We start from the raw sequence: 21,324 nt of genomic DNA, 5'->3' as shown, positions 1-21,324 counted from the left end.
GCGCACCGACGACCTCACACACCCACAACTCCCATCCTTCCACGGCGCGCCCGAATACCTGAACCCACCCTTTTGGGTCAGGCCGAGACTTCCTCGCCCCGGAGCGTCCCGCGAACCTCCTCGAGCAGGTCCGGGTCTGCCATGACCGCAAGCGAGTCCCCGGCCTCCACTCTGGTCTGTGGGAGTGGAATCGTCATCGACTCGTCCTCGCGGCCGTGGGCATAGATACGTGCGTCGCCGGGCAACTCGACGTCGATAACCCGGTCACCGATGACCGGCGACTCGTCGGGAATCTCTACACTCGCCACCGAGAGTCGCTCAGTCAGGTCGGCGATGACGGTGAAATCGCCGCCAAGCAGCGCCGTCTTCGCGCCTGCAGCGCCGAGGCGCTCGGGGTAGATAACCTCGTCGACGCTGTCGGTGTAGCGCTCGTAGAGCTGTTCACTGAAGTCCTCGCTGACGCGTAACACCGTCCGACAGCCGTGTGCATCGCCGACGACACAGGCCGAGAAGTTGGTGTTGAGGTCGCCGGTCAGCGCGCCGAGGCTGTCGGCTTCCGTGACGCCTGCTGATTCGAGGACGCTCTCCTCGCCACCGTCTCCTTCGACGACGGTGAACCCTTCTTCTTCGGCCCGTTCGACCCGCTCTCTGTCGTTATCGACGATAGTAACCTCGTGGCCTTCGTTGCGGAGTGTCCGGGCGTTTCGCATTCCGACACGACCGAACCCAACGATAATGAACTTCATGACTTCCTGTACAACGGCCTCGTTAAAAACACTGGGGCTGTACCGGGTCAGAGCGCCGTCGTCGCTTCGAGCGCCAGTTCGATTGCGCGTTCGACGTTGTTTTTGGCCTTTTCGGGGAGTTCATCCGCTTCAGTCTCACCCTTCTGGGTCCCCTCGACGAGATTGCCATCGACGGTACAGATGGCCCCGGCGCGCATGCCCTTGCGCCGTGCGAGCGTGAACAGTGCGGCGGCCTCCATCTCGACGGCGAGCATCCCTGCCTGTTCCCACTCCGCGATGTACTCCTCTGTCTCGGCGTAGAATGCGTCGTCGGTCGCAATCGGCCCCACGTGGACGGGTTCGTCACGGCCTCGAGCGACGTTCGTCAGTTCCGTCAGCACCTCGTGGTGGGCAACGGCAGGCAGTGTCGGACTCTCGTAGCGCTTGCTCGTCCCCTCGTCTTTGGCCGCCCCGGTCGCAACGATCATATCACCGATTTCGATACCGCGCTGAAGCGCACCGCAGGTCCCGACTCGCAGTACGGTTTCGACGCCGACGCTGTCGAGTTCCTCGGCGGCGATTGCTGCCGACGGGGCACCGATACCGGTCGAGCAGATCGTCAGCGGTCGCCCCTCGTAGCTCGCGTTGACGACTTTGTACTCGCGGTTCTCTGCAACCGTTTCGACGTCCGAACAGTGGTTTGCGATACGGTCGACGCGCCCGGGGTCGCCCGGAACGAGCGCGATGTCTGTCAGGTCACCGTCCTCGACGAGTAGATGCGGCTGTTTTGCCATACGCGAACGTTAGCCGTCGGGTACAAAAAACCGTACAGTTGGGCTGCGCCGGCTATGGCGCGAGCACGAACAGGAAGAAGTTGTGAATCGCCGGGCCGAACCCGAGCGCGATGACGAAGGCAAACAGGAGGTTCGTCTGTGACTCGTGTTCGGTCAGGTCGGCGGAGAAATACGCCACGATAGCAGATGCCAGAACCACTTTGAAGACGACGAACAGCCACCCCTGGCCGAGGAGGTCGGCGGTCGGGAGGTCGGCGGCGAAATCCATGATAATTCGAGGCAGTTGCGAGCGCTCTCCCGCTTCGAGCACGTCGACGCCGATAGCGGTGGTGACACCGTCGAACATATGTGCGAAGATGACCAGCGCACCGACGTATTTCGCGCGGGCGATGATGTAGGTCCGCCAAGCACCGATACCGAAGTAGACGATGGCGGTCAAGACGAGCGAGATGAGAAGCCCGAAAACCGGCCAGATGGGTTCCATCGGCGCGACTTCAGGGTCGAGACCCTGCCAGAACACGAGCGCGACTAGCGGCGTCGCGATGCCGATGCCAGTTGCCGCGAGATACTGGGGCACTTTCTGGCGCAACCGCTTACCCGGGACGACCATCGCCGAAATGACCCACACGATTCCCATCGCGACGAACGTCGAGATGTACACCGACGGCGCCGCAAAAAGGGGCGCAATCCCAGGCGGGTAAATCTCCACCTGGAAAATCTCGCCAATCTGGTAGAACACGTGGAGGACACTCCCGGCAACCATCCAGGGGATAAAGGCCAGTACGGTCCGCTGATTGACCGGTGGTCGTATCACATAGAGCAGCGCCACGAGGACGCCAGCCCCGACGAGCAACAGCAGAGATTGCGCCAGTGGCGGAAAGACAAGGTCTCCAAACGGTGCAGTCATGTCGAATTGGTCCACTCCGTCAGGTGAAAATTGTTCCGAAACTCGAAGGGAATTTTACCTGTGGCAGTACAGTTCGAGGTATGGAGGACATTCCAGACCGAATCGAGCACACGGTTCTCGGCCCAGAGACGACGTGGGACGACGTGCAGACGGTCCTCGACGAGGCCGATGAGTACGGTATGCGGGCCTGTATTCCGCCCTGCTATCTCGAACAGGCTGTGGAGTATGCCCCGACTGTCGAGTTGACGACTGTGGTCGGCTTCCCGCACGGCCAACACCTCACAGAAACAAAATGCGAGGAGGCACGACACGCCTGGAAGGCTGGCGCGGCGGAAATCGATGTGGTCGCCAACATCGGCGCTATCAAGTCCGGCGACTTTGAGGACGTGGCGAGCGAACTGGGCGAGGTCGTGGCGGCCGTGCCTCTTCCGGTGAAAGTCATCGTCGAAGCGCCGCTGCTCACCGACGCCGAACTGCGGGGCGCGTCGGAGGCAGCCGTGGAGGCAGATATCGACTATCTGAAAACCTCGACCGGGTTCACCGACGGAGGCGCGACAGTCGACGACGTGCGCCTGATGAGCGAGTACCGGCCGGTCAAAGCGAGCGGCGGCGTCGGCTCGTGGTCGTTCGCCGAGGAGCTATTCGAGGCCGGCGCACAGCGAATCGGCGCATCCAGCGGAACGGCCATCGTCGAGGAGTACCGAGAGAGCTGACCGGGGCGGCGCTGTGGCGCCTGTCAGGACCCACGATAACGGGCCAAAGCGCCGGGTTTTAGTCTGTGCTTCCCCGACAACGTAGTAGATGGCCCGGTACCATATCGAGACCTACGGGTGCACCTCGAACCGAGGTGAGAGTCGCCAGATAGAGCGAACGCTCCGCGACGGCGGCCACCACCCGGTCGAGTCACCCGAGGACGCCGATGTCGCTATCCTCAACACCTGTACGGTCGTCGAGAAGACAGAGCGGAATATGCTTACCCGGGCAAAAGAGTTAGACCAGGAGACACCGGGCGACCTCGTCGTCACTGGCTGTATGGCGATTGCACAGGGCGACGCCTTCGCTGAGGCCGGCATCGACGCCGAAGTGCTCCACTGGGACGAGGTCCCCGAACACGTCAGAAACGGCGAGTGCCCGACACACACGCCAGACACCGACCCCGTCATCGACGGTGTCGTCGGTATCCTGCCGATTGCCCGGGGCTGTATGAGCGACTGCTCGTATTGCATCACGAAAGAAGCGACGGGCAAAATCGATTCGCCGTCGGTCGAGGAAAACGTCCGGAAAGCCCGCGCGCTCGTCCACGCTGGCGCGAGGGAAATACGCATCACCGGCCAAGACACGGGCGTCTACGGCTGGGACGAGGGCGAACGGAAGCTCCACGTCCTGCTCGACCGCATCTGTACGGAAATCGACGGCGAGTTCCGGGTTCGCGTCGGGATGGCAAACCCCAAAGGCGTCCACGGCATCCGCGAGGAGTTGGCGGCGGTTTTCGCCGAGCACGACCAACTTTATAACTTCCTGCACGCGCCGGTCCAGTCTGGCAGCAACGACGTGCTGGGCGATATGCGCCGCCAGCACACGGTCGAGGAGTATCTCGATGTTGTCGAAACATTCGACGACTATCTGGATGAGTGGACGCTCGCAACAGACTTTATCGTCGGCTTCCCCAGCGAGACCGCAGCCGACTACCAGGAGTCACTCGAACTGCTCGAACGGACGCGTCCGGAGAAAATCAACATCACTCGGTTCTCGAAGCGGCCCGGCACCGACGCCGCGGCGATGAAAGGCCACGGCGGACAGGTCAAAAAGGACCGGTCCTCGGAGATGACCGACCTGAAGATGTCTGTCGTCGGTGAGGCCTACGACTCGATGGTCGGCACCGAACGCTCGGTGCTGGTCGTCGAGAACGGCACCGACGACTCGATGGTCGGCTACGACCAGTCCCATCGCAAGGTGGCGATTCCCGGCGCGGAGTCTGCGGGTGTCGAGCTCGGTGATACCGTCGCCTGCCGGATAACCGGCCACAACACTGTTTACGCGCTCGCCGAACTCGTCTGACCGGCCGTCTCCTGGTTTTCACGCGGCAGTGATACCGTCACCGTCGTTCCCGCGTCACTGGCGTCGAAATCGATATTTCCGCCGACTCTGACTGTCCCCCACTTGGCAAGCCAGAGCCCAAAGCCGCTGCCGTGTTTCAGGCTCGTCTCCTCGCCCGTTTCGAGGGACTGTAGCTCGTGGTCGGGAATACCGTCGCCGTCGTCAGATACCTCGATGTCGATAGTCTCCTCGGTGGACGTTACGGACAGTGAGATAGTCGGCTCGTCTGTGTGTGTCGCCGCGTTTTCGAGCAGTTGCCAGAGGACGGCTTCGAGTACATCAGGGTTGGTTTCGAACACTGTCTCGGTCGTCTGGACGGACAGCGCGGCGTCGGGGTGGTCTTCGGCGAGTCGGTCGGCCAGCCTCTCGGTTAGTTCATCGGTGGCGATGGTTCGGGAGTAGCTGTTTGGCGCAGCCAGCAGTTGCTCGAACTCGCGTGCCATCTCGCCCGTATCGATGAGTTCGTCGACTGTGACGGAGACCTTCGTGAGCATCTGCTCGACCATCTCGTCGTCGGTGTGGCTGTCTGCTGCGGCGACGTATCCCGAGACGATAGAGAGGTCGTTACGGAGGTTGTGGCGCAGTATTCGGTTGAGAACAGCGAGACGCTCCTCGCGCCTGACCTCCTCGGTGATGTCCTGAAAGAGCAGCGTGTATCCGACCCGTTCGCGGCCGCCAGCGGTCAGCGGCGAGGGCTGGATGACGTACTCTCGGCGTCGGGTGCCGACCTGTGCGGTGATTCGCCACTCGTCGTCACCCTCCAGATACCGACCGAAGGTTTCGGGACCGTCCCAGCCGTCGGGGTCAAGCGATTCGACGACCGACCCAACCGGTTCGAAGACAGTCGCCTCGCGGTCGAGTTCGAGCTGTGTCACTGCTGCCGGATTCAGGTCGACGATGCGGTGCTGTTCTTCGAGCACCAACACCGGGGCCCGGAAATCGTCGAGCGCGGACTGTTTGGCCGCGCGGTTGGTCGCCGGGTAAATCTCGAACATCCCCTTTCCGACGAAGGCGTAGTAATCGAAGATGACGTGGCCTGCAAACAGCGGGGCAGCCCAGATGAAATGTGAGTTTGGCGTTAGTTCGAGCATCCAGATGAGCAGCCCAACCGCAGGTAGGATGGCGCTGGCGACGACAGCGAGCGCTTCCGACCGGAACAGCGACCCGTAATCCCAGACGGTATCGACAAGCAGCAAGACACCGACGACTGACCAGCCGGTCCCGCCGATGAGCATTACATAGAACAGTGGGCCGAAATCGTACGAGGCCGCGGCGACACCAAACACTGGGTCAACGGTAAAGTTCGTCCAGAACAGTCCGTGACTGTGGTTTACCGGTAACAAGACGAGGGTCATCACCGGCACCAGATACAATAGCCAGTAGTACCAAGAGCGCCGAATGGCACCGCGGCCGGTGTATTCGAGCGCAAAGCCAACAAACGGCGGGCCGAGCCAGGTAAGCCCGATAAGCGCAATCACCTCGAACACCAGGCGCAGTTCCTCGCTGAACACGGTCAGGCCAATACCGTATGCGAAGACGAACACCGCCTGAGCGACCATCGTCGCCGCGAACCACGACGCACCCGGTTTCGCCCTGTAGCTGACGAGATAGGCGAACAGCCCCAGGGTGGCGACCCCCGCAAACAGCGACAGGAGGACGGGCCAGGTGAGATAGACGCTCACGGCTCGTTCAGACTGACAATTGACTCGCAGCCTTGAATAAGATGTGCCTTGCGCACCCGCCGTCGCTCCGTAATTGGTGTACTGTCTCCAGTGTGGTCACTGCCGTTGCAGTATCAGGACAGACGTTCCGTGTCTGTGGCGTGATACTCTCGTAGTGATTTTGCGGTAATTTTCGTGACCACGTGACAGGAATCGTCGTGTCACATCCTGTGAACTCCGTCTGCTGTTACCACGGCGGTAACGACTCGCAAGAATCACTATCAGTGGGTACCGGTCACCTGCTCGTCGGCATCTTTCCACTCGCCCATTCCGGCGGGGTCGAGGTGGAGGTGGGCATCTCCCACGTCGTCGTATTCGAGGACTGACCGGACCAGGTCGCTCTCGATGTCGTGGGCCTGGGCGAGCGTGAGTGAACCGTCTACCTCCACGTGGGCCTCGACTTCGAGCGTCGGCCCGTCGTAAAAGACCGCGAGGTCGTGGACGCCGTGTGTCTGTGGGTGAGCGAGGATCGTCTCCCGGATTTCCGCTCTGCGTGCATCTGATGCGGCCTTGCCTGCCAGATACGAGAGGTTCTCTCTGCCGATTTCGACCCCCTGGTAGATGACCAGCAGACTGACAAACAGCCCGGCCAGGGCGTCGAGAACGGGGAATCCGAGCCCGATACCGATGACTCCCACGAGTGCGGCGACCGTGGTGTACATGTCGTTGAGGCAATCGACCGCGAGCGCTTTCAGCGCGGTCGAGCCGAGGGTCGCGTTCATCCGCATCGTGTACCAGTAGACCAGGTACATATCGGCCATCGAGAATCCCAACGCCACGACGAGCAGGTAGCTGAACTCGACGTGGCCGCCGACCAACAGGCTCTGCCCGGACTCGTACAGGAGGTTCGCTCCGAGAATAACGATGACTGCGCCGACGAACAGCGCGGTCAGTGGTTCGATTCGTGCGTGCCCGTGTGGGTGGTCGGCATCTGCTCCCTCGAAGCGGCTGTCTCCCCATATCAGGACCACGACGCTGGCGACGAGGTCGCCCAGCGAGTGGGCAGCGTCGGCGAGCAGTGCGACACTTCCGAACAGAAACCCTGCGATACCCTCGGCGACGATTTTCGCGACGTTTCCCAGGACGTTTGCCCACGAAGCGAGTGCAAACCGACGCCGCTTCGTGGCACTCTCCATACCTCCACTACCGTGACGCTATGCTTGAATATTTGCATTAGGCGGGTCGAATCTTGTCCTTTCAGGGTGCCGTAGTTCGTCACTAGAGAAGAGACCGTCTGTGATGATATGTCAATGGATGCAAAAACTTACACGACGACTCCATCAACAGCGACACATGTCGGAATTTGTCACACCTCCGAGCCTGCAGTCAGACGACGAGCTCGCGGTTATCGCTCCCTCAAGCGGTGGCGCAGCAGAGGCACCACACATCTTGGAACTGGGACTCGAGCGACTGGAGTCTCGTCTCGGCGTCGACGTCACGGTACACCCGAGCGCCCGACAGTCGGACAGCTACTTGCGCGAGCATCCAGCGGCACGCGCCGCGGCCATCCACGAGACCTTCAAAGACCCCGACGTCGGTGCCGTGATGGCGACAATCGGCGGCGACGACCAGCTCCGCGTACTGGAACACCTCGACCCAGCCGTACTGCGCGAGAACCCCACGCGGTTTTTCGGCCTCAGCGACAACACGAACCTCTCGTTGTATCTCTACAACCACGGCATCATCTCGTACAACGGCGTTTCGCTGCTGAGCGAGGTCGCCACGCCGGGGCCGTTCCCGGAGTACACCGAGCGGTATCTCCGGCGGGCGCTGTTCGAGGACTCGCTGGGCGAACTCGAACCCACCGAGCAGTGGTTCGATATGACGGAAGGATGGAACCAGTCCAAAGCCGAGTTCGCGGCCGCCGAGCCCGAGCGCCACGACACCGACGGATGGACCTGGGCCGGCAGCGACGACCCCGTCACGGGGCGGCTGTGGGGTGGCTGTCTCAGTATCGTCCGCTGGCACCTGATGACCGAGCGCTACCTGCCCGAACCGGACCGCCTCGACGGTGCCGTACTCGCTCTGGAGACGGCCGAGACACTCCCCGACGCCGACAGGGTCAAATGGTTCCTGACGGCGATGGGCGAGCGGGAACTACTCGGGCGCTTCGACGGGGTGATGGTCGGCCGTCCGGCGACCGAATCCTGGTTCGACCGCCGAGACGAGGACGAACGCAAGCGGTATCGACAGGACCAGCGTGAGACGATTCTGTCACAGCTCCAGCGTTACAACCCCGACGCGACGGTCGTCTTCGACGTGGATTTCGGACATACCAATCCGGGAGTCGCCGTCCCGGTTGGGGGGAGAGTTACGCTCGGCCCCGGCGAGGGAATCGTCTTCGAGTAGCCTCAGGGCGTGGTCGTCGCTTCGAGCGCACGGAAGCCCCGCTCGAAGTCCGCCTTCAGGTCAGTCACGTCTTCGATACCGACCGATATACGGAACAGCGAGTCAGAGATACCCAACTCGGCGCGGCGCTCGGCGCCGATTGGTTCGTGTGTCATCGTCGCCGGGTGGTTGACAAGCGTCTCGACGCCGCCGAGGCTGACCGCTAGATTCATCGTCTCGATGCCCTCGACGAACCGCTGTGACTCCGCCATGCCGCCGGCGAGTTCGAATGAGAGGACGCCGCCGAAGCCGTCCATCTGCTCGCAAGCGAGGTCGTGCTGGGGATGACTCTCCAGCCCCGGATAGTAGACCGCGCTCACCTCCTCGTGACCGTCGAGATACGACGCCAGTTCCATGGCGTTCCCCTCGTGAATGCGCATGCGAGCGCCCAGCGTCTTCAGCCCCCGCGAGAGGAGATAGGCGTCGAACGGCGGCATCTGGTTCCCCAGCCCGACCTGCTGATTGAAGCCGATTGCCTCCGCGACGTGGGGGTCGTCGGTGACGAGCGCACCGCCGATGCCGTCGCTGTGGCCGTTGAGATACTTGGTCGTGCTGTGGGCGACGACGTCGGCACCTAGCTCCAGTGGCTGCTGGAAGTACGGGCTCGCGAACGTGTTGTCGACGCCGAAGACGGCGTCGTGGTCGGCGGCGATTTCGGCGATAGCCCCGATATCACAGAGCTGAATCAGCGGGTTCGTGGGCGTCTCCATCCAGACCAGTCCCGTCTCGCCGTCGACCGCGTCGGCGACGATGTCGGTCTCGCGAGCGTCGACAAACGCCACGTCGAAGCCCAGTCTGTCGCGGAACAACTGTTCGAACATCCGGCGCGTTCCCGCATAGAGGTCGTCGAAGGCGACGATACGGTCGCCCTGTTCGACCACCGAGAGCACCGCCGTCGCAATCGCGGCGGTGCCGGACGCGAAGGCAAACGCCAGCTCGCCGCCGGCCAGGTCTGCGAGTTGTTCCTCGACGGCGTGTCTCGTCGGGTTCGAGAGCCGCCCGTAGAGGAACTCGCCGGCACCCGGGTCGACGTCTTCGAGACTCATTTCCGGGTCGATGCCGTCCAGCCGGTAGGTCGAAGACAGATGTATCGGCGACACCACGTCCCCGTGCCCCCAGTCGGTGTACTCTGCGACCGCACGCGTGTCGAATGCCGCTTCCTCTTCCATGCTCTTTGATGCCGTACACACATATTAATAGATTTGTGTTCTTCCCGTAATCTCGGAATCTAATTTCATAAACTTAGATAATATCCGACAATAACTGCACAACCGTTCATACTGTGTTTGTTATATATGCCCTGCAGGCATACTACACTATGAGAGGAGGAGCGACGAGCTAGCAGTAGTTGTGTCCAAATCAGCGACGCATACGCTCAGCCGGGTAACCGAACTGCTTACACGTCTGGGTGTCGTAGCCGGAACTGGCAGAGGGAGGTCGGTTTCCGTGTCCCAGACCGTGAGTAAGGGACATGAGGAAAGTCCCCCCACCGTCAGGGCAGGTGACCGGGTGCAAGCCCGGGGTGGGAGACCGCCGGCTCTGGAACAGAAACGAGACCCCTCGCCCCGACCCATGAGGTGTGCGAACCCCGCGCGAGAACGGCCACAGTGCCGGGAAGCAACGGGGAGTTAACCCACCGAGGGCGCGTGTCGACGCGTTCGCGCACGCGGCAGCAGCCGCGGGCAAACGGGCGAGAACGGATGGAACGGCGAACCCTCACCGGTGCAAGTCCGAACCACAAGGTAGCCCTGACAGCGGTTCGGACGCTGAGCTGAATGTCGACCGAACAGAAGGGGGCTTACTCCCCTCAGCCACAATATTGTAGCGCCAGCCCCGGAACACGTGTACTTATCTGAGAAGACGACCCACTGTCAGATAGTGACTGGACCAGTTCAGACAGGCTGTGCCGGCGTCGACGAGCTACTGGGGGGTGGGTTCGAACGCGGGGCTGTCACGCAGGTGTACGGTCCACCCGCTGCAGGGAAGACGAACGTTGTCCTCTCTGGAGCCGTCGAGACCGCTGCTCGTGGTGACACTGCGTTGCTTATCGACACGGAGGGGCTGTCAATCGACAGACTGGAGCAACTCGCTGCTGCTCACCCCGACGCAACTGTCGACGACGTCGCTTCGAACATCATCATCACCGAGGTCTACGACTTCGAGGACCAGCGCGAAGCAGTTCAGGACGTTTCCGAGTTCGCCAGCCAGGTCGAGTTCGTGGCCGTCGACAGCGCGACCGGCTTCTATCGGCTTGAACGCACCGAACAAGAGCAGGGAGAGGCCCTCCGCGACGTGACACGCCAGGTCACACATTTACTCTCGCTCGCCAGAAAACACGACATCGCGGTCGCAATCACGAACCAGGTCTACACTGACCCGGAGACTGACAAATCCAGCGCACTGGGCGGGCACACACTCAATCACTGGTCTGCAATTATTCTCCGTCTCGACCGGTTTCGCGGCGGGAACCGGCGCGCAACGCTTGAGAAACACCACTCGAAATCCGCCGGGGAGACTGCTCAGTTCAGGATTACCGAGGACGGGCTGGAGAAGGGTGACCCCTAATACAGGAGTTCGTCGTCAGATTCGACCATATACAGCGTCCGCGCCGAGATGTTGACAGCGTGGTCGCCGACCCGTTCGAGGTCTCGAATCGTCAGGAGGAGACGGTACACGTCCTGCATGAGCGCCTCGATTTCTCCCTCGTCGTTTAGGTCGTCACGCTCGATGAGGTCACGGGCGACGGTCTCAGACGCTGTCTCACACAGTTCGTCGATTTCGTCGTCGCGCTCGGCAATCGCATAACAGTTCTCGACGTTCTCCTCGGCGTATCCCTCCATCGCCGTCTCGACCATCTCCACGACTGCCTCGCCAATCGACTGGATGTCGACGTCGGGGGCGAGGTTTCGCTTGGCGTCGAGCGTGTAATCACCGAGATTCGTCGCGAGGTCGGCAATCCGTTCGAGGTCTGTGATAATTTTGAACGACGCGGCGATAAACCGGAGGTCGCCGGCGACGGGCTGTTGGAGCGCGATGAGGTCCATACACTGCTGTTCGAGTTCGAGATAGAGTTCATTTACCTCGTCGTCGCCCTCGATAACGTCCCAGGCCATCTCCTCGTCTTTCTGTTCGAGCGCGCTCAGTCCCATGTTCAGCCGCTCCAGGACGACCTCACTCATAAACAGAACGTCTTCCCGGAGTTGGTTGAGTTCGTCTTGATATCCTTCTCGTGGCATGCGTAGGGCTGAACGGCCTCGAATTATGTACTTTGCGCTCCGGGCCCCTCAGGATTCGAGCAGTGTCTGTGTCCGTCGGTGTCTGTAGCGAAACATCGGCTCGAAGCCAACGACCGCAAGCGGACCTATCAGGCCGTCGAGTGGCCCGAGTGGGAGTTCGTACTCGACGTGGTCGCGGACAACTGTCTCGTCACCGTCAGCGTAGAAGTTGTGCGTGTGTTCCCACTCGGGAAACGGGCCGTCGTGCATCGTGTCTCGGAAGAACCCGGAGCCATCCGAGCGCTCTCGCGCCACGATTTCCGAGCACCAGCGCTGGCGCGGGCCGACACCGAACGGCCGGACCGAGGCGTCGATTGTCGCGCCGGTTTCGAGCACGTCTGGCTCTGGCTCCCCGTCCGGGCCGGTCACTGACTCGACTTCGAGTCCCATCCAATCGGGCGTCAGTGCTTCGAGTCCCTTCTCTGTCGAGTGGAACTCCCAGACCTCCTCGAATGGGGCGGCCACGCGGACGCTCCGTTCGTACGTGTGCATACCTGTCGTAGGAGGGCGACCAACCTTTCTCTTGTGTTCTCGAAGTGATTATTGCGGTACGTTTCGTGGCCACGTCACAGGACTAGTCGTATCACATCGCGTGCAGTCCGCCTGCTGTTGCAACGGCGGTACAGCCTCGTGATAACCTCTTAGGGCCAGTGCCCGGCCTCTTCCATCGCGTCGACGACCCGCTGGATTGCTACCACGTACATCGCCTCCCGGTAGGTCGCGGTGTCGTACGTGTCTCTGGCCTGTACCATCTCCTCGAACGCCTCGGTGACGTGGGCTTCGAGTTCCTCGACGACCCGCTGCTCGTCCCAGTAGAATTGCTGGCGGTTCTGGACCCACTCGAAGTAGGAGACGGTCACGCTGCCGGCGTTTGCGAGGATATCGGGGATGACGACAGTATCGCGTGACTCGAACACGTTGTCGGCACCTGCTGTCAGCGGGCCGTTTGCCGCCTCGACGATGATATCGGTGGCGGCGTCCTCCGCGATGGTCGCGTCGATAGCGTTCTCCAGCGCCGCCGGAATCAACAGGTCGACGTCCATCGTCAGCAGTTCTTCGCCGGTCACCTCCTCGGCGGCGTCTGGATAGCCGACGACCGTTCCGTTCTCCCGCTTGAACTGCTTGAGGTCGCGGGCATCGAACCCCTCGGGATTGTAGACGCCGCCCTGTGAGTCGGAGACAGCGACGATACCGGCATCGAGGTCATCGAGTAACGCCGCGGCGACACTTCCGGCGTTGCCATACCCCTGGATTGCGACCGATGCGCCCGCGAGGTCGCGGCCGAGATGCTCGAATGTCTCGCGTGCCGTCAACGTAATCGACCTGCCGGTCGCGTCGGTCCGACCCTCGCTTCCGCCGCTTTCGAGGCTCTTGCCGGTGACGACGCCCGGCTCGGTCGTTCCTTCGAGGGTCTCGTATGTGTCTTTGAGCCAGTTCATCTCCCGCTGGCCGGTGTTTACGTCCGGTCCGGGGATGTCCTGGTCGACGCCGATAATCGGGCGGATTGCGGCGGCGTAGGCCCGTGTTATCCGCTCGACCTCGTCGTCGGAGTAGGCCCCGGGGTCGAACGAGATGCCGCCTTTGCCGCCGCCGTAAGGGAGGCCGATGCCGGCACACTTGTAGGTCATCCAGCCAGAAAGCGCGCGCACCTCGTCACGACTCACCATCGGGTGATACCGGATGCCGCCCTTGTAGGGCCCTCTGTCGTCGTTGAACTGGGACCGGTAGGCCTCGAAGGTTTCGAGAGTCCCGTCGTCGAGTTCGACGGTCAGGTTCACCTCCTCGACCCGCTGTGGCGTGGTAAGATAGTCGACGACACCATCATCGAGGTTGAGCGTCTGTGCTGCAGTTTGCACCTGCGTCTTGAAGTTCTCGAATGCGCCAGCACCGTCTGTCATTGTTCATCTATTGTCCAGCGGAGATAAAAGTCTATACCACAGATAGCCAGCACTGAAACGTTTCGACCAGAACAAATGGGCGTTTGTTGTCTACTCCAGAATACCGGCGGCCTCGGCCCGCTGGACGATATCTTCTGCCTGTGCGACGAGTGGCGCGTCTATCATCTCGCCGTCGACGGCGAAGACGCCTCTGCCCTCGGCTTTTGCCTGTTGCTTGGCTTCGATGACCTCGTGTGCCCATTCGATGCGCTCGCGGTCGGGCGTGAACGCGTCGTTGATCGTCGATACCTGTGTGGGATGAATCGCCATCTTGCCGTCGAAACCGAGGTCGATTGCGCGCTGGGTGTCTGTGGCGAGTCCGTCAGTATCCTCGAAGTCGGTGTACAGCGTATCGATAGCGTCGATGTCTTGGCTGCTCGCCGCGAGCACGACGTGCTCTCTGGCGTACAGTATCTCGGTCCCCTCCGTCGAGCGGTTCAGCCCGACATCTGCCGAGAGGTCCTCGGCACCCAACAGCAGTGCGTCGGTCGCCTCGGCGGCAGCGACTTCGGGTGCTGCCAGCACCCCTGCCGCCGTTTCGAGCAGGGCCAACACCGGGAGTGACTCGCCGTGGTCTGTGATGGCGTCGGCAAGCGCCTCGACATCTGCCCGCGAGGAGACTTTCGGCAACATGACGCTGTCCACCGACGAGAGGACAGACGCGAGCGCGGACAGGTCCTCGCGTCCACAGCTGTCGAGTGGATTGAGGCGGACACACAGCTCGCAGTCCGGGTCGAGCGAGGAGACGGCCTCGGCGACGTGGTCGCGGGCCGTCGACTTTGCCGAGGGTGCGACGGCGTCTTCGAGGTCGAACACCACCACGTCGGCCCCCGCCGTGGGTGCCTTGCGTAGCAGGTCGGGCTGGTCGCCGGGCGAGAACAGGACCGTTCGTCGAACCATGCTGTACAGTCGACAGACTATCCTGTTAGTCGTTTTGGGACGCGGTGGAACTAACTTCGGCGAGCGCGTGAACGATGTATGAACGGACCACACCAGGGGCAACCACTCCTGACTGCGGGGCAGTCACTCGACTCGGCCGAGACGGCCGTAATCATGGCACACGGCAGGGGTGCAAACGCCCGCGGAATGCTCGGGATGGCCGACGAAATCGACGCGGAGGCGGCCTACCTGGCACCCCAGGCCGCACAACGCGAGTGGTACCCCCAGTCGTTTCTGGCCCCCGTCGAGGCGAACGAGCCGGGCCGCAGCTCCGGACTGCAGGCTATCAGGGACGCACTCGCGGCGGTAAACGAGGCCGGCATCTCCACGGAACGGACACTGGTCGTGGGCTTCTCGCAGGGTGGCTGTCTCGCCACGGAGTACCTCGCGCGCAATCCGCGCCGCTACGGCGGTCTCGCCGCACTCAGCGGCGGTCTCATCGGCGAGACAATCGACCCAGACGACTACGAGGGCGACCTGGCGGACACGCCGGCGTTTTTCGGCTGTAGCGACGTCGACCCGCATATTCCCAAAGAGCGCGTCCACGAGTCCGCAAACGTCTTCGAGCGCCTCGGCGCTGCCGTCGAGACGCGACTCTACGAGGGGATGGGTCACACCGTCAATCAGGACGAACTCGATTACGTTTCGAGGCTGATTGGAAGACTGAGCGACTGACACTGGGTGTTGGCGAGGGCCCCGTGCAAGATCGGAATGCACGAATATGGTATGGATTCTGACGCGATCCGGAACGGTAGTCGTCACTCACGACAGGAATAACCAACCTAAAACGTAATCATGCGACCTACCTATTCTGGCGGAGATATTCCGATAGACGGATGAGCGTTATCCCGAGACCAACAACAGCAATTCCAACTGTTGCGACAAACGCAACAGCTCTGTACTCTCCAGTCGCCATCGCCAAGAAAGACAGCGATACGATGACCAGAGAGATTGTAAGTAGTAGGTCTGTCGCGCGAGTGTTCAGGCCAAGCCACGTCGATGGCACGCTAATGCCACTTTGTTGACTATAGCTCATATATGCCGTTTTTATTACCAAGCAAATAAATATGTATGTGTGTTTCCTGATAACTAATGTCACCTAGCTGTATCCATCCCCTCTATCTTGCACACTAGTAAGAACAGTTTCTCATCGAAGGGTCACACTCACTGAACGACGCCTGCTCTCGACACGGCCTCGATCTCCGCGTCGAACGTCCCGGAGATCGCAACAGCGTTGAACCTGTCTCTCACGAGGTGAAACGACAAATATCTTCGTTTTCAAACTGTTTTAGTAACGCCGAAGAAGAAACTGCTGACGAGTGGTTGCGTAAATTTGCTTTCGCATGGAATCACCTTATTTGAACACTATAGACGCGACGAAGGCGAGCTATTTAAACTCGAATGATAATTACCGTGTCGAAGACAGTTCTCTTGTATTTCACGACCAGATATCCGGCCAGGGGATTATACTGGTCGGGCGGGTAATCGGGAGATATGGACTGGGGATTTCGGATCCGAAAAGATGTTCCATCTTGGGTCATGAAAGTCGTACTTGTTGTTGCAATCCTGCTAATTGCCGGCCTTCAGCATTTTAATATTATATAGGTAACCACTCTCTGCTCCAGTTGTCTTCTGTCTCTCGCACTGTCGTCGATACTCAAATCTTCAATCCTCAAATTTCTCTCCTAAAACCGCCCCATCTGGTTCTCTGACCGGCCTCAGTGCTCGACGAACTCGAACAGGATACCGCCGGTCGATTTCGGATGCAGAAAGGCCACGTCGTGGCCCCACGCCCCTTCGCGTGGCTCCTCGTCTATCAGGTCGACGCCCATCTCGGCGGCACCTGCAAGCGCCGCCTCGATGTCGTCGGTCGCCACGGCGACGTGATGGAGTCCCGGGCCGTTGCCGTCGAGGTAGCTGGCGATAGCGCCCGTCGACTCCAGCGGTTCGAGCAACTCGAAGTAGGCGTCGCCGACGGCGAGAAACTCGACGTTCATCCCGTCGAAGGTCTCTGTGTGGGCTATCTCGGCACCGAACAGCTCCGTGTACAACTCTGATAGGTCGTCGAGGTCGTCGGTCGCGATGCCGACGTGGTCGATGACCATCTTGTCTGTCATAGCGCGGCCCCCGGCTGGTACTCGCCGAACACGTCGCGCATCGTGTGACAGATTTCGCCCGTCGTCGCGTAGGCCTTCACCGCGTCGATGATGTAAGGCATCACGTTCTCGTCGCCGCGGGCGGCGTCTTCGAGCGCTGTCAAGGCGTCGTCGACGGCCTCGTCGTCGCGTTCGGCCTTGACGGAGTCGAGCCGGTCACTCTGTTTGCGCTGTTCCTCGTCAGAGACCTCCTCGATATCGACGTGTTCCTCCTCTTCGACAGTGAACTCGTTGACGCCGACGATGATGCGCTCGCCCGCCTCGATTTCCTGCTGGCGCTCGAAGGCGGTGTCCTGAATCTGGCGTTGCACCCACTGGTCTTCGATTGCCTTGCGCATCCCGCCGCGGTCGTCGACCCGGTCGAGCAACTCGAAGGCCTCGGATTCGAGGTCGTCGGTCAGCGACTCGACGTAGTAACTCCCCGCCAGCGGGTCGATGGTGTCTGCGGCCCCCGATTCGTGGGCGAGAATCTGCTGGGTCCGCAGGGCCGTGCGGACGGACTGCTCGGTCGGAATCGAGAGCGCCTCGTCTTTGCCGTTCGTGTGAAGACTCTGGGTGCCGCCAAGCACCGCGGCGAGGGCCTGGTAGGCGACCCTGACGATGTTGTTCTCGATTTGCTGGGCCGTCAAGGTGGAGCCAGCGGTCTGGGTGTGGAACTTGAGCTGTCGCGATTTGGGGTTGTCGGCCTTGAAGCGCTCGTCCATAATCTTGCCCCACATCCGTCTGGCGGCCCGAAACTTGGCGGCCTCTTCGAAGATGTTGTTGTGAGCGTTGAAGAAAAAGGAGAGCTGTGGCGCGAATTCGTCGACGTCGAGGCCGGCCTCGATAGCTGTCTCGACGTATTCGATGCCGTTTCCAAGCGTGAAGGCAAGCTCCTGTGCGGCGGTCGACCCTGCCTCGCGGATGTGATAGCCGGAGATAGAGATGGTGTTGAACTTCGGCGTCTCCTCGGCACAGAACTCGAAAATATCGGTGATAATTCGCATCGACGGCTCCGGCGGGAAGATGTAGGTGTTCCGGGCGATGTACTCTTTGAGAATGTCGTTCTGGATGGTACCACGTAGCTCCGCGCGGTCGACCCCCTGCTGGTCGCCGACCGCGATGTACATCGCCAGCAGGACACTGGCCGGGGCGTTGATTGTCATGCTCGTCGACACCTCGTCGAGTGGGATGCCGTCGAAGACGGTTTCCATGTCACGCAGCGAGTCGATAGCGACACCAGCCTTGCCGACCTCGCCGGAAGCCATGCTGTCGTCGGAGTCGTACCCCATCTGTGTCGGCAGGTCGAAGGCCATCGAGAGGCCGGTCTGTCCCTCGTCCAGCAGGTACTGGAAGCGTTCGTTGGTCTCCTCGGCCGTTCCCATCCCCGCGTACTGGCGCATCGTCCAGAGCCGGCCGCGGTATCCCGTCGAGTAGACGCCCCGCGTGTACGGCTCCTCGCCGGGGAAACCCAGGTCTTCCTCGTACTCGAAATCGCCGAGGTCGGCGGGCGTGTAGAGCCGGTCGACGGTCTGGCCGCCGGTGTCGGTATCGAACGTCTCTTTGCGCTCGCCGAACCGGTCGAGGACAGGCTCGACGTGGTCGTCTTCCCACTCCTCCCGGGCCGACCGTATCTCCTCGAGTTCGTCGGCGTCGAACATATCACCAAGGTCGGCTCCCGCGGGCCTTAACAGTTCAGTGTTCCGTCGGCCGCGTCAGCGCCCGGTGTCGTACTTGTAGGTGGTCTCGTCTGGGTCAATGCCGAAGTCTTCCGGGCCCTCCTCGGGTTCTTGCTCCTCGTCGTCTGCACTGGCCCGTTTGAACGCGTCGCGGAGCCGACCGGGCATGTAGAATTGGCCGGTCTGGATGCACAGTGGGACTGCTTCCGGGTCGAGTGACTCCTGTTTTTTCGAGAGTCGCCGCTGTAACACGTCGGGGAGCTGTGCCGGCTCGACCGGCTCGAAGCCGAACTGCGAGAGATACTCCGTCGCGCCGCTGAGCGCGTAGACGATATCGAAGCCCTGGTCGTTTGCTGTCGTGACCAGTCGCTCGACGACGTGTGCGCCGACGCCTTGGCCCCGCCACTCCGAGCGGACACCGATACTCGTCAGCTCGCAGTGTTCCGTCTGCTCGGTCTTGTGGACGCGCACGCGACCGAATCCGGCCCGCTCGTTTTCGCGTTCGTTCATCGCGATGACGTAATCCCGGGACCGAAATGCCGTCTCGTCTAAACCCATCGAGTCGATGTGGTCGAGTAACCAGGCCTCGTCGCGGTTTTTGGCGTCCCGTACGTACATGTCTCTCTTTTCTCACGCCACGTAAAAATGAGTTGCGAGGGCTCCCTCCCGGACCGTTCTATCATATAATTTTTTGACGGTACTGGTCGTCTGTAGGAATCGAGACCATGACCGAGACACTCGAGGATATCGACGACGTGGTGTACGACCCCCCCGCAGAGCTGTTAGAACAAAGCAACGTCGCGGAGTTCATGGCGAAACACGACATCGAGGATTTCGACGAACTCCACCGACGCTCTGTGACCGATATCGACGGGGTTGAGGCGTCGGGCCTCGACTGGTTCTGGGACGAGGTCGTCGACCACCTCGGCTTAGAGTTCGACCAGCCCTACGACGCGGTTCGTGACGACTCGGACGGGCCACAGTTCACCGACTGGTATGTCGGCGGCGAGCTAAATATCGCGCACAACGTCGTCGACCGCCACGCCAGTCCCGACTCGCCCAACCGCAACAAGGTTGCGACAATCTGGGAGGGTGAAGACGGCGAGGTACGCGAGGTCACGTATCACGAACTCCACCGACAGGCCAACCAGGTCGCAAACGCGCTTGAGGAACGCGGCGTCGGTGTCGGCGACACGGTTGGCCTCTACATGCCGATGGTGCCAGAGGTGACCTCGATACTGTACGGCTGTTTCAAAGTCGGTGCAATCGCGGTCCCCATCTTCTCCGGATTCGGTGTCGACGCGACTGCGACCAGAATCGAGGATTCGGCGTGTCGGGTCCTCTTTACCGGCGACGGCTTCTACCGACGGGGCGACGAAATCACGCTGAAAGAGGCCGCAGACGAGGCTATCGCCGAGGCAGGCCACGTCGAACACACCATCGTCTACGAGCGACTCGGCGCTGATATTCCCTGGAACGAGGACCGCGACGAGTGGTGGGCCGACGCCGTCGAGACACAGGCCGACGACTTCGAGACGCGGTCGCTTCCCGCCGACCAGGAGTCGATGTTGCTGTATTCTTCGGGGACGACCGGCAAGCCGAAAGGTATCATCCACACCCACGCTGGCGGCCTCGTTCAGCCGGCAAAGGAGATGTACTTCTCCTTCGACCATCGGCCCTCGGACCGCTTTTTCTGGGTGTCGGATATCGGCTGGATGATGGGGCCGTGGACACTCATTGGGAACCACGCCTTCGGCGGCACCATCTTCATGTACGAGGGCGCGCCCGACCACCCCGAGCCAGACCGGTTCTGGGAGATGATAGACCGTCACGGGCTGACGGTGTTTGGCATCTCACCGACCGCGATTCGCGCACTCCAGAAACACGGCGACGAGTGGCTGGAGGGATACGACCTCTCGACGCTCCGACTGCTCGGCTCGACCGGCGAGCCATGGGACCCCGAATCCTGGCACTGGTTTCACGAGAACGTCGGCAACGGCGACGTGCCGATACAGAACATCTCCGGCGGCACCGAAATCTTCGGCTGTTTCCTCCAGCCACTGCCGACCCACTCACTGAAACCCTGTACGCTCGGCGGTCCGGCGCTTGGCATGGACGTGGACATCGTCAACGCGACCGGCGAGTCAATTGCCGATACCAACGACCGGGGCTACCTCGTTGCCAAGTCCTCTGCGCCGTCGATGACGAAATCGCTCTGGAGCGGCGACGAGCGCTACCTCGATGAGTACTGGAGTCGCTTCGACGACATGTGGGACCACGGCGACTGGGCACAGAAAGACGAAGACGGCTTCTGGTTCCTTCACGGCCGTTCGGACGACGTACTCAACGTGGCCGGCCGGAAGGTCGGCCCCGCTGAAGTCGAGGGCGCGCTTATCGACCACGAGGCGGTCAACGCCGCCGCCGCAATCGGTGCCGACGACGAGACCAAAGGGACCGCTGTCGTCACCTACGTCATCCTCGAAGACGGGTTCGAGGAGAGCGAAGCCCTCCGCTCGGAGCTGCGTGCACAGGTCGGCGAGGAACTGGGCAAACCGTTCATGCCACGGGAGGTGCTGTTCGTCGACGAGTTCCCCAAAACCCAGAGCGGCAAAATCGTCCGGCGACTCATCCAGTCGGCCTACGAGGGCGAGGAGATGGGCGACCTCTCCAGCATCGAGAACCCCGACGCCCTCGATAGACTCGACGACGCGCGGTAACTGGAAACTG

19 protein-coding genes, 1 other RNA gene and 1 pseudogene are annotated in these 21,324 nt (G+C 61.4%); 8 read left to right on the top strand and 13 right to left on the bottom strand.

Annotated elements, in window-relative coordinates; all coding sequences use genetic code 11:
- Positions 1-77 precede the first annotated feature (77 nt).
- From BLR34_RS09715 to BLR34_RS09705, 3 genes are read right to left on the bottom strand one after another with little or no spacing between them, the layout of a single operon-like run.
- Complete coding sequence (locus BLR34_RS09715) at positions 78-746, bottom strand: potassium channel family protein (protein WP_092702445.1); 669 nt, start codon at positions 744-746, stop codon at positions 78-80.
- Between the two features lie 47 nt (positions 747-793).
- Positions 794-1,519, bottom strand: coding sequence for a nucleoside phosphorylase (locus tag BLR34_RS09710; protein WP_092702443.1), 726 nt, complete (start codon positions 1,517-1,519; stop codon positions 794-796).
- Between the two features lie 52 nt (positions 1,520-1,571).
- Positions 1,572-2,426: a DUF63 family protein gene (locus tag BLR34_RS09705; RefSeq protein ID WP_092702441.1), complete on the bottom strand. Its 855-nt coding sequence runs from the start codon at positions 2,424-2,426 to the stop codon at positions 1,572-1,574.
- An 80-nt stretch (positions 2,427-2,506) separates the two neighbouring features.
- Between BLR34_RS09705 and deoC the strand changes: the two genes are divergently transcribed.
- Together deoC and BLR34_RS09695 are read left to right on the top strand one after the other, a co-directional pair.
- The gene (gene deoC, locus BLR34_RS09700) at positions 2,507-3,139 is read left to right on the top strand and encodes a deoxyribose-phosphate aldolase (RefSeq protein WP_092702438.1); all 633 of its coding nucleotides are present in this window, start codon (positions 2,507-2,509) and stop codon (positions 3,137-3,139) included.
- Positions 3,140-3,227: 88 nt separating this feature from the next.
- On the top strand, positions 3,228-4,484 hold the full coding sequence (locus BLR34_RS09695) for a tRNA (N(6)-L-threonylcarbamoyladenosine(37)-C(2))-methylthiotransferase (RefSeq protein ID WP_092702436.1): 1,257 nt from the start codon (positions 3,228-3,230) through the stop codon (positions 4,482-4,484).
- Here BLR34_RS09695 and BLR34_RS09690 read toward each other — a convergent pair.
- On the bottom strand, positions 4,460-6,205 hold the full coding sequence (locus tag BLR34_RS09690) for a histidine kinase N-terminal 7TM domain-containing protein (RefSeq protein WP_092702434.1): 1,746 nt from the start codon (positions 6,203-6,205) through the stop codon (positions 4,460-4,462). The genes BLR34_RS09695 and BLR34_RS09690 overlap by 25 nt on opposite strands.
- Positions 6,206-6,465: 260 nt before the next feature.
- Positions 6,466-7,380, bottom strand: coding sequence for a cation diffusion facilitator family transporter (locus BLR34_RS09685; RefSeq protein ID WP_092702432.1), 915 nt, complete (start codon positions 7,378-7,380; stop codon positions 6,466-6,468).
- Positions 7,381-7,537: 157 nt separating this feature from the next.
- On the opposite strand from BLR34_RS09685, the gene BLR34_RS09680 reads away from it, so the two are divergent.
- Positions 7,538-8,593: a S66 family peptidase gene (locus BLR34_RS09680; protein ID WP_092702430.1), complete on the top strand. Its 1,056-nt coding sequence runs from the start codon at positions 7,538-7,540 to the stop codon at positions 8,591-8,593.
- A gap of 2 nt (positions 8,594-8,595) precedes the next feature.
- Here the strand turns inward: BLR34_RS09680 and BLR34_RS09675 are convergent, their stop codons facing one another.
- A complete protein-coding gene (locus BLR34_RS09675) occupies positions 8,596-9,801 on the bottom strand; it encodes a trans-sulfuration enzyme family protein (protein WP_092702428.1) in 1,206 nt (401 codons plus the stop codon).
- Between the two features lie 256 nt (positions 9,802-10,057).
- On the opposite strand from BLR34_RS09675, the gene rnpB reads away from it, so the two are divergent.
- Positions 10,058-10,445, top strand: an RNA gene (gene rnpB / locus BLR34_RS09670) — RNase P RNA component.
- 65 nt (positions 10,446-10,510) lie between these two features.
- Positions 10,511-11,197 carry a DNA repair and recombination protein RadB gene (gene radB / locus BLR34_RS09665; RefSeq protein WP_245683202.1) on the top strand — a complete coding sequence of 229 codons (687 nt, stop codon included), beginning with the start codon at positions 10,511-10,513 and terminating at the stop codon, positions 11,195-11,197.
- On the opposite strand, the gene phoU is transcribed toward radB, so the two are convergent.
- From phoU to BLR34_RS09645, 4 genes are all read right to left on the bottom strand, one after another.
- Entirely contained in the window at positions 11,194-11,868 is a 675-nt protein-coding gene (gene phoU, locus BLR34_RS09660; RefSeq protein ID WP_092702424.1) for a phosphate signaling complex protein PhoU, read from the bottom strand. The genes radB and phoU overlap by 4 nt on opposite strands.
- A 48-nt stretch (positions 11,869-11,916) precedes the next feature.
- On the bottom strand, positions 11,917-12,399 hold the full coding sequence (locus BLR34_RS09655; RefSeq protein ID WP_092702422.1) for an SRPBCC family protein: 483 nt from the start codon (positions 12,397-12,399) through the stop codon (positions 11,917-11,919).
- 149 nt (positions 12,400-12,548) lie between these two features.
- Complete coding sequence (locus BLR34_RS09650) at positions 12,549-13,805, bottom strand: Glu/Leu/Phe/Val family dehydrogenase (RefSeq protein ID WP_092702420.1); 1,257 nt, start codon at positions 13,803-13,805, stop codon at positions 12,549-12,551.
- 90 nt (positions 13,806-13,895) lie between these two features.
- Positions 13,896-14,744: an HpcH/HpaI aldolase/citrate lyase family protein gene (locus BLR34_RS09645; RefSeq protein WP_092702418.1), complete on the bottom strand. Its 849-nt coding sequence runs from the start codon at positions 14,742-14,744 to the stop codon at positions 13,896-13,898.
- Positions 14,745-14,822: 78 nt separating this feature from the next.
- Between BLR34_RS09645 and BLR34_RS09640 the strand changes: the two genes are divergently transcribed.
- Positions 14,823-15,458, top strand: a complete 636-nt coding sequence (locus BLR34_RS09640; RefSeq protein ID WP_092702416.1) for an alpha/beta hydrolase — start codon at positions 14,823-14,825, stop codon at positions 15,456-15,458.
- Between the two features lie 468 nt (positions 15,459-15,926).
- Positions 15,927-16,145, top strand: a pseudogene (locus tag BLR34_RS09630) (IS6 family transposase); the annotation flags it as partial.
- Between the two features lie 356 nt (positions 16,146-16,501).
- Here the strand turns inward: BLR34_RS09630 and mce are convergent.
- From mce to BLR34_RS09615, 3 genes are read right to left on the bottom strand one after another with little or no spacing between them, the layout of a single operon-like run.
- Positions 16,502-16,888: a methylmalonyl-CoA epimerase gene (gene mce / locus BLR34_RS09625; protein ID WP_092702558.1), complete on the bottom strand. Its 387-nt coding sequence runs from the start codon at positions 16,886-16,888 to the stop codon at positions 16,502-16,504.
- An 8-nt stretch (positions 16,889-16,896) separates the two neighbouring features.
- A complete protein-coding gene (locus tag BLR34_RS09620) occupies positions 16,897-18,579 on the bottom strand; it encodes an acyl-CoA mutase large subunit family protein (RefSeq protein ID WP_092702412.1) in 1,683 nt (560 codons plus the stop codon).
- Positions 18,580-18,633: 54 nt separating this feature from the next.
- Positions 18,634-19,215 (bottom strand): GNAT family N-acetyltransferase, encoded by a 582-nt coding sequence (locus tag BLR34_RS09615; protein ID WP_092702410.1) that lies wholly within the window; start codon positions 19,213-19,215, stop codon positions 18,634-18,636.
- A 107-nt stretch (positions 19,216-19,322) separates the two neighbouring features.
- On the opposite strand from BLR34_RS09615, the gene BLR34_RS09610 reads away from it, so the two are divergent.
- Positions 19,323-21,314, top strand: coding sequence for an AMP-binding protein (locus BLR34_RS09610; RefSeq protein WP_092702408.1), 1,992 nt, complete (start codon positions 19,323-19,325; stop codon positions 21,312-21,314).
- Positions 21,315-21,324: the final 10 nt, after the last annotated feature.

It is taken from the genome of Halovenus aranensis (assembly GCF_900100385.1).
Classification (GTDB): domain Archaea; phylum Halobacteriota; class Halobacteria; order Halobacteriales; family Haloarculaceae; genus Halovenus; species Halovenus aranensis.
The sequence above is the reverse complement of the archived record's forward strand: the minus strand, read 5'-3'. Positions and strand labels throughout refer to the sequence as shown.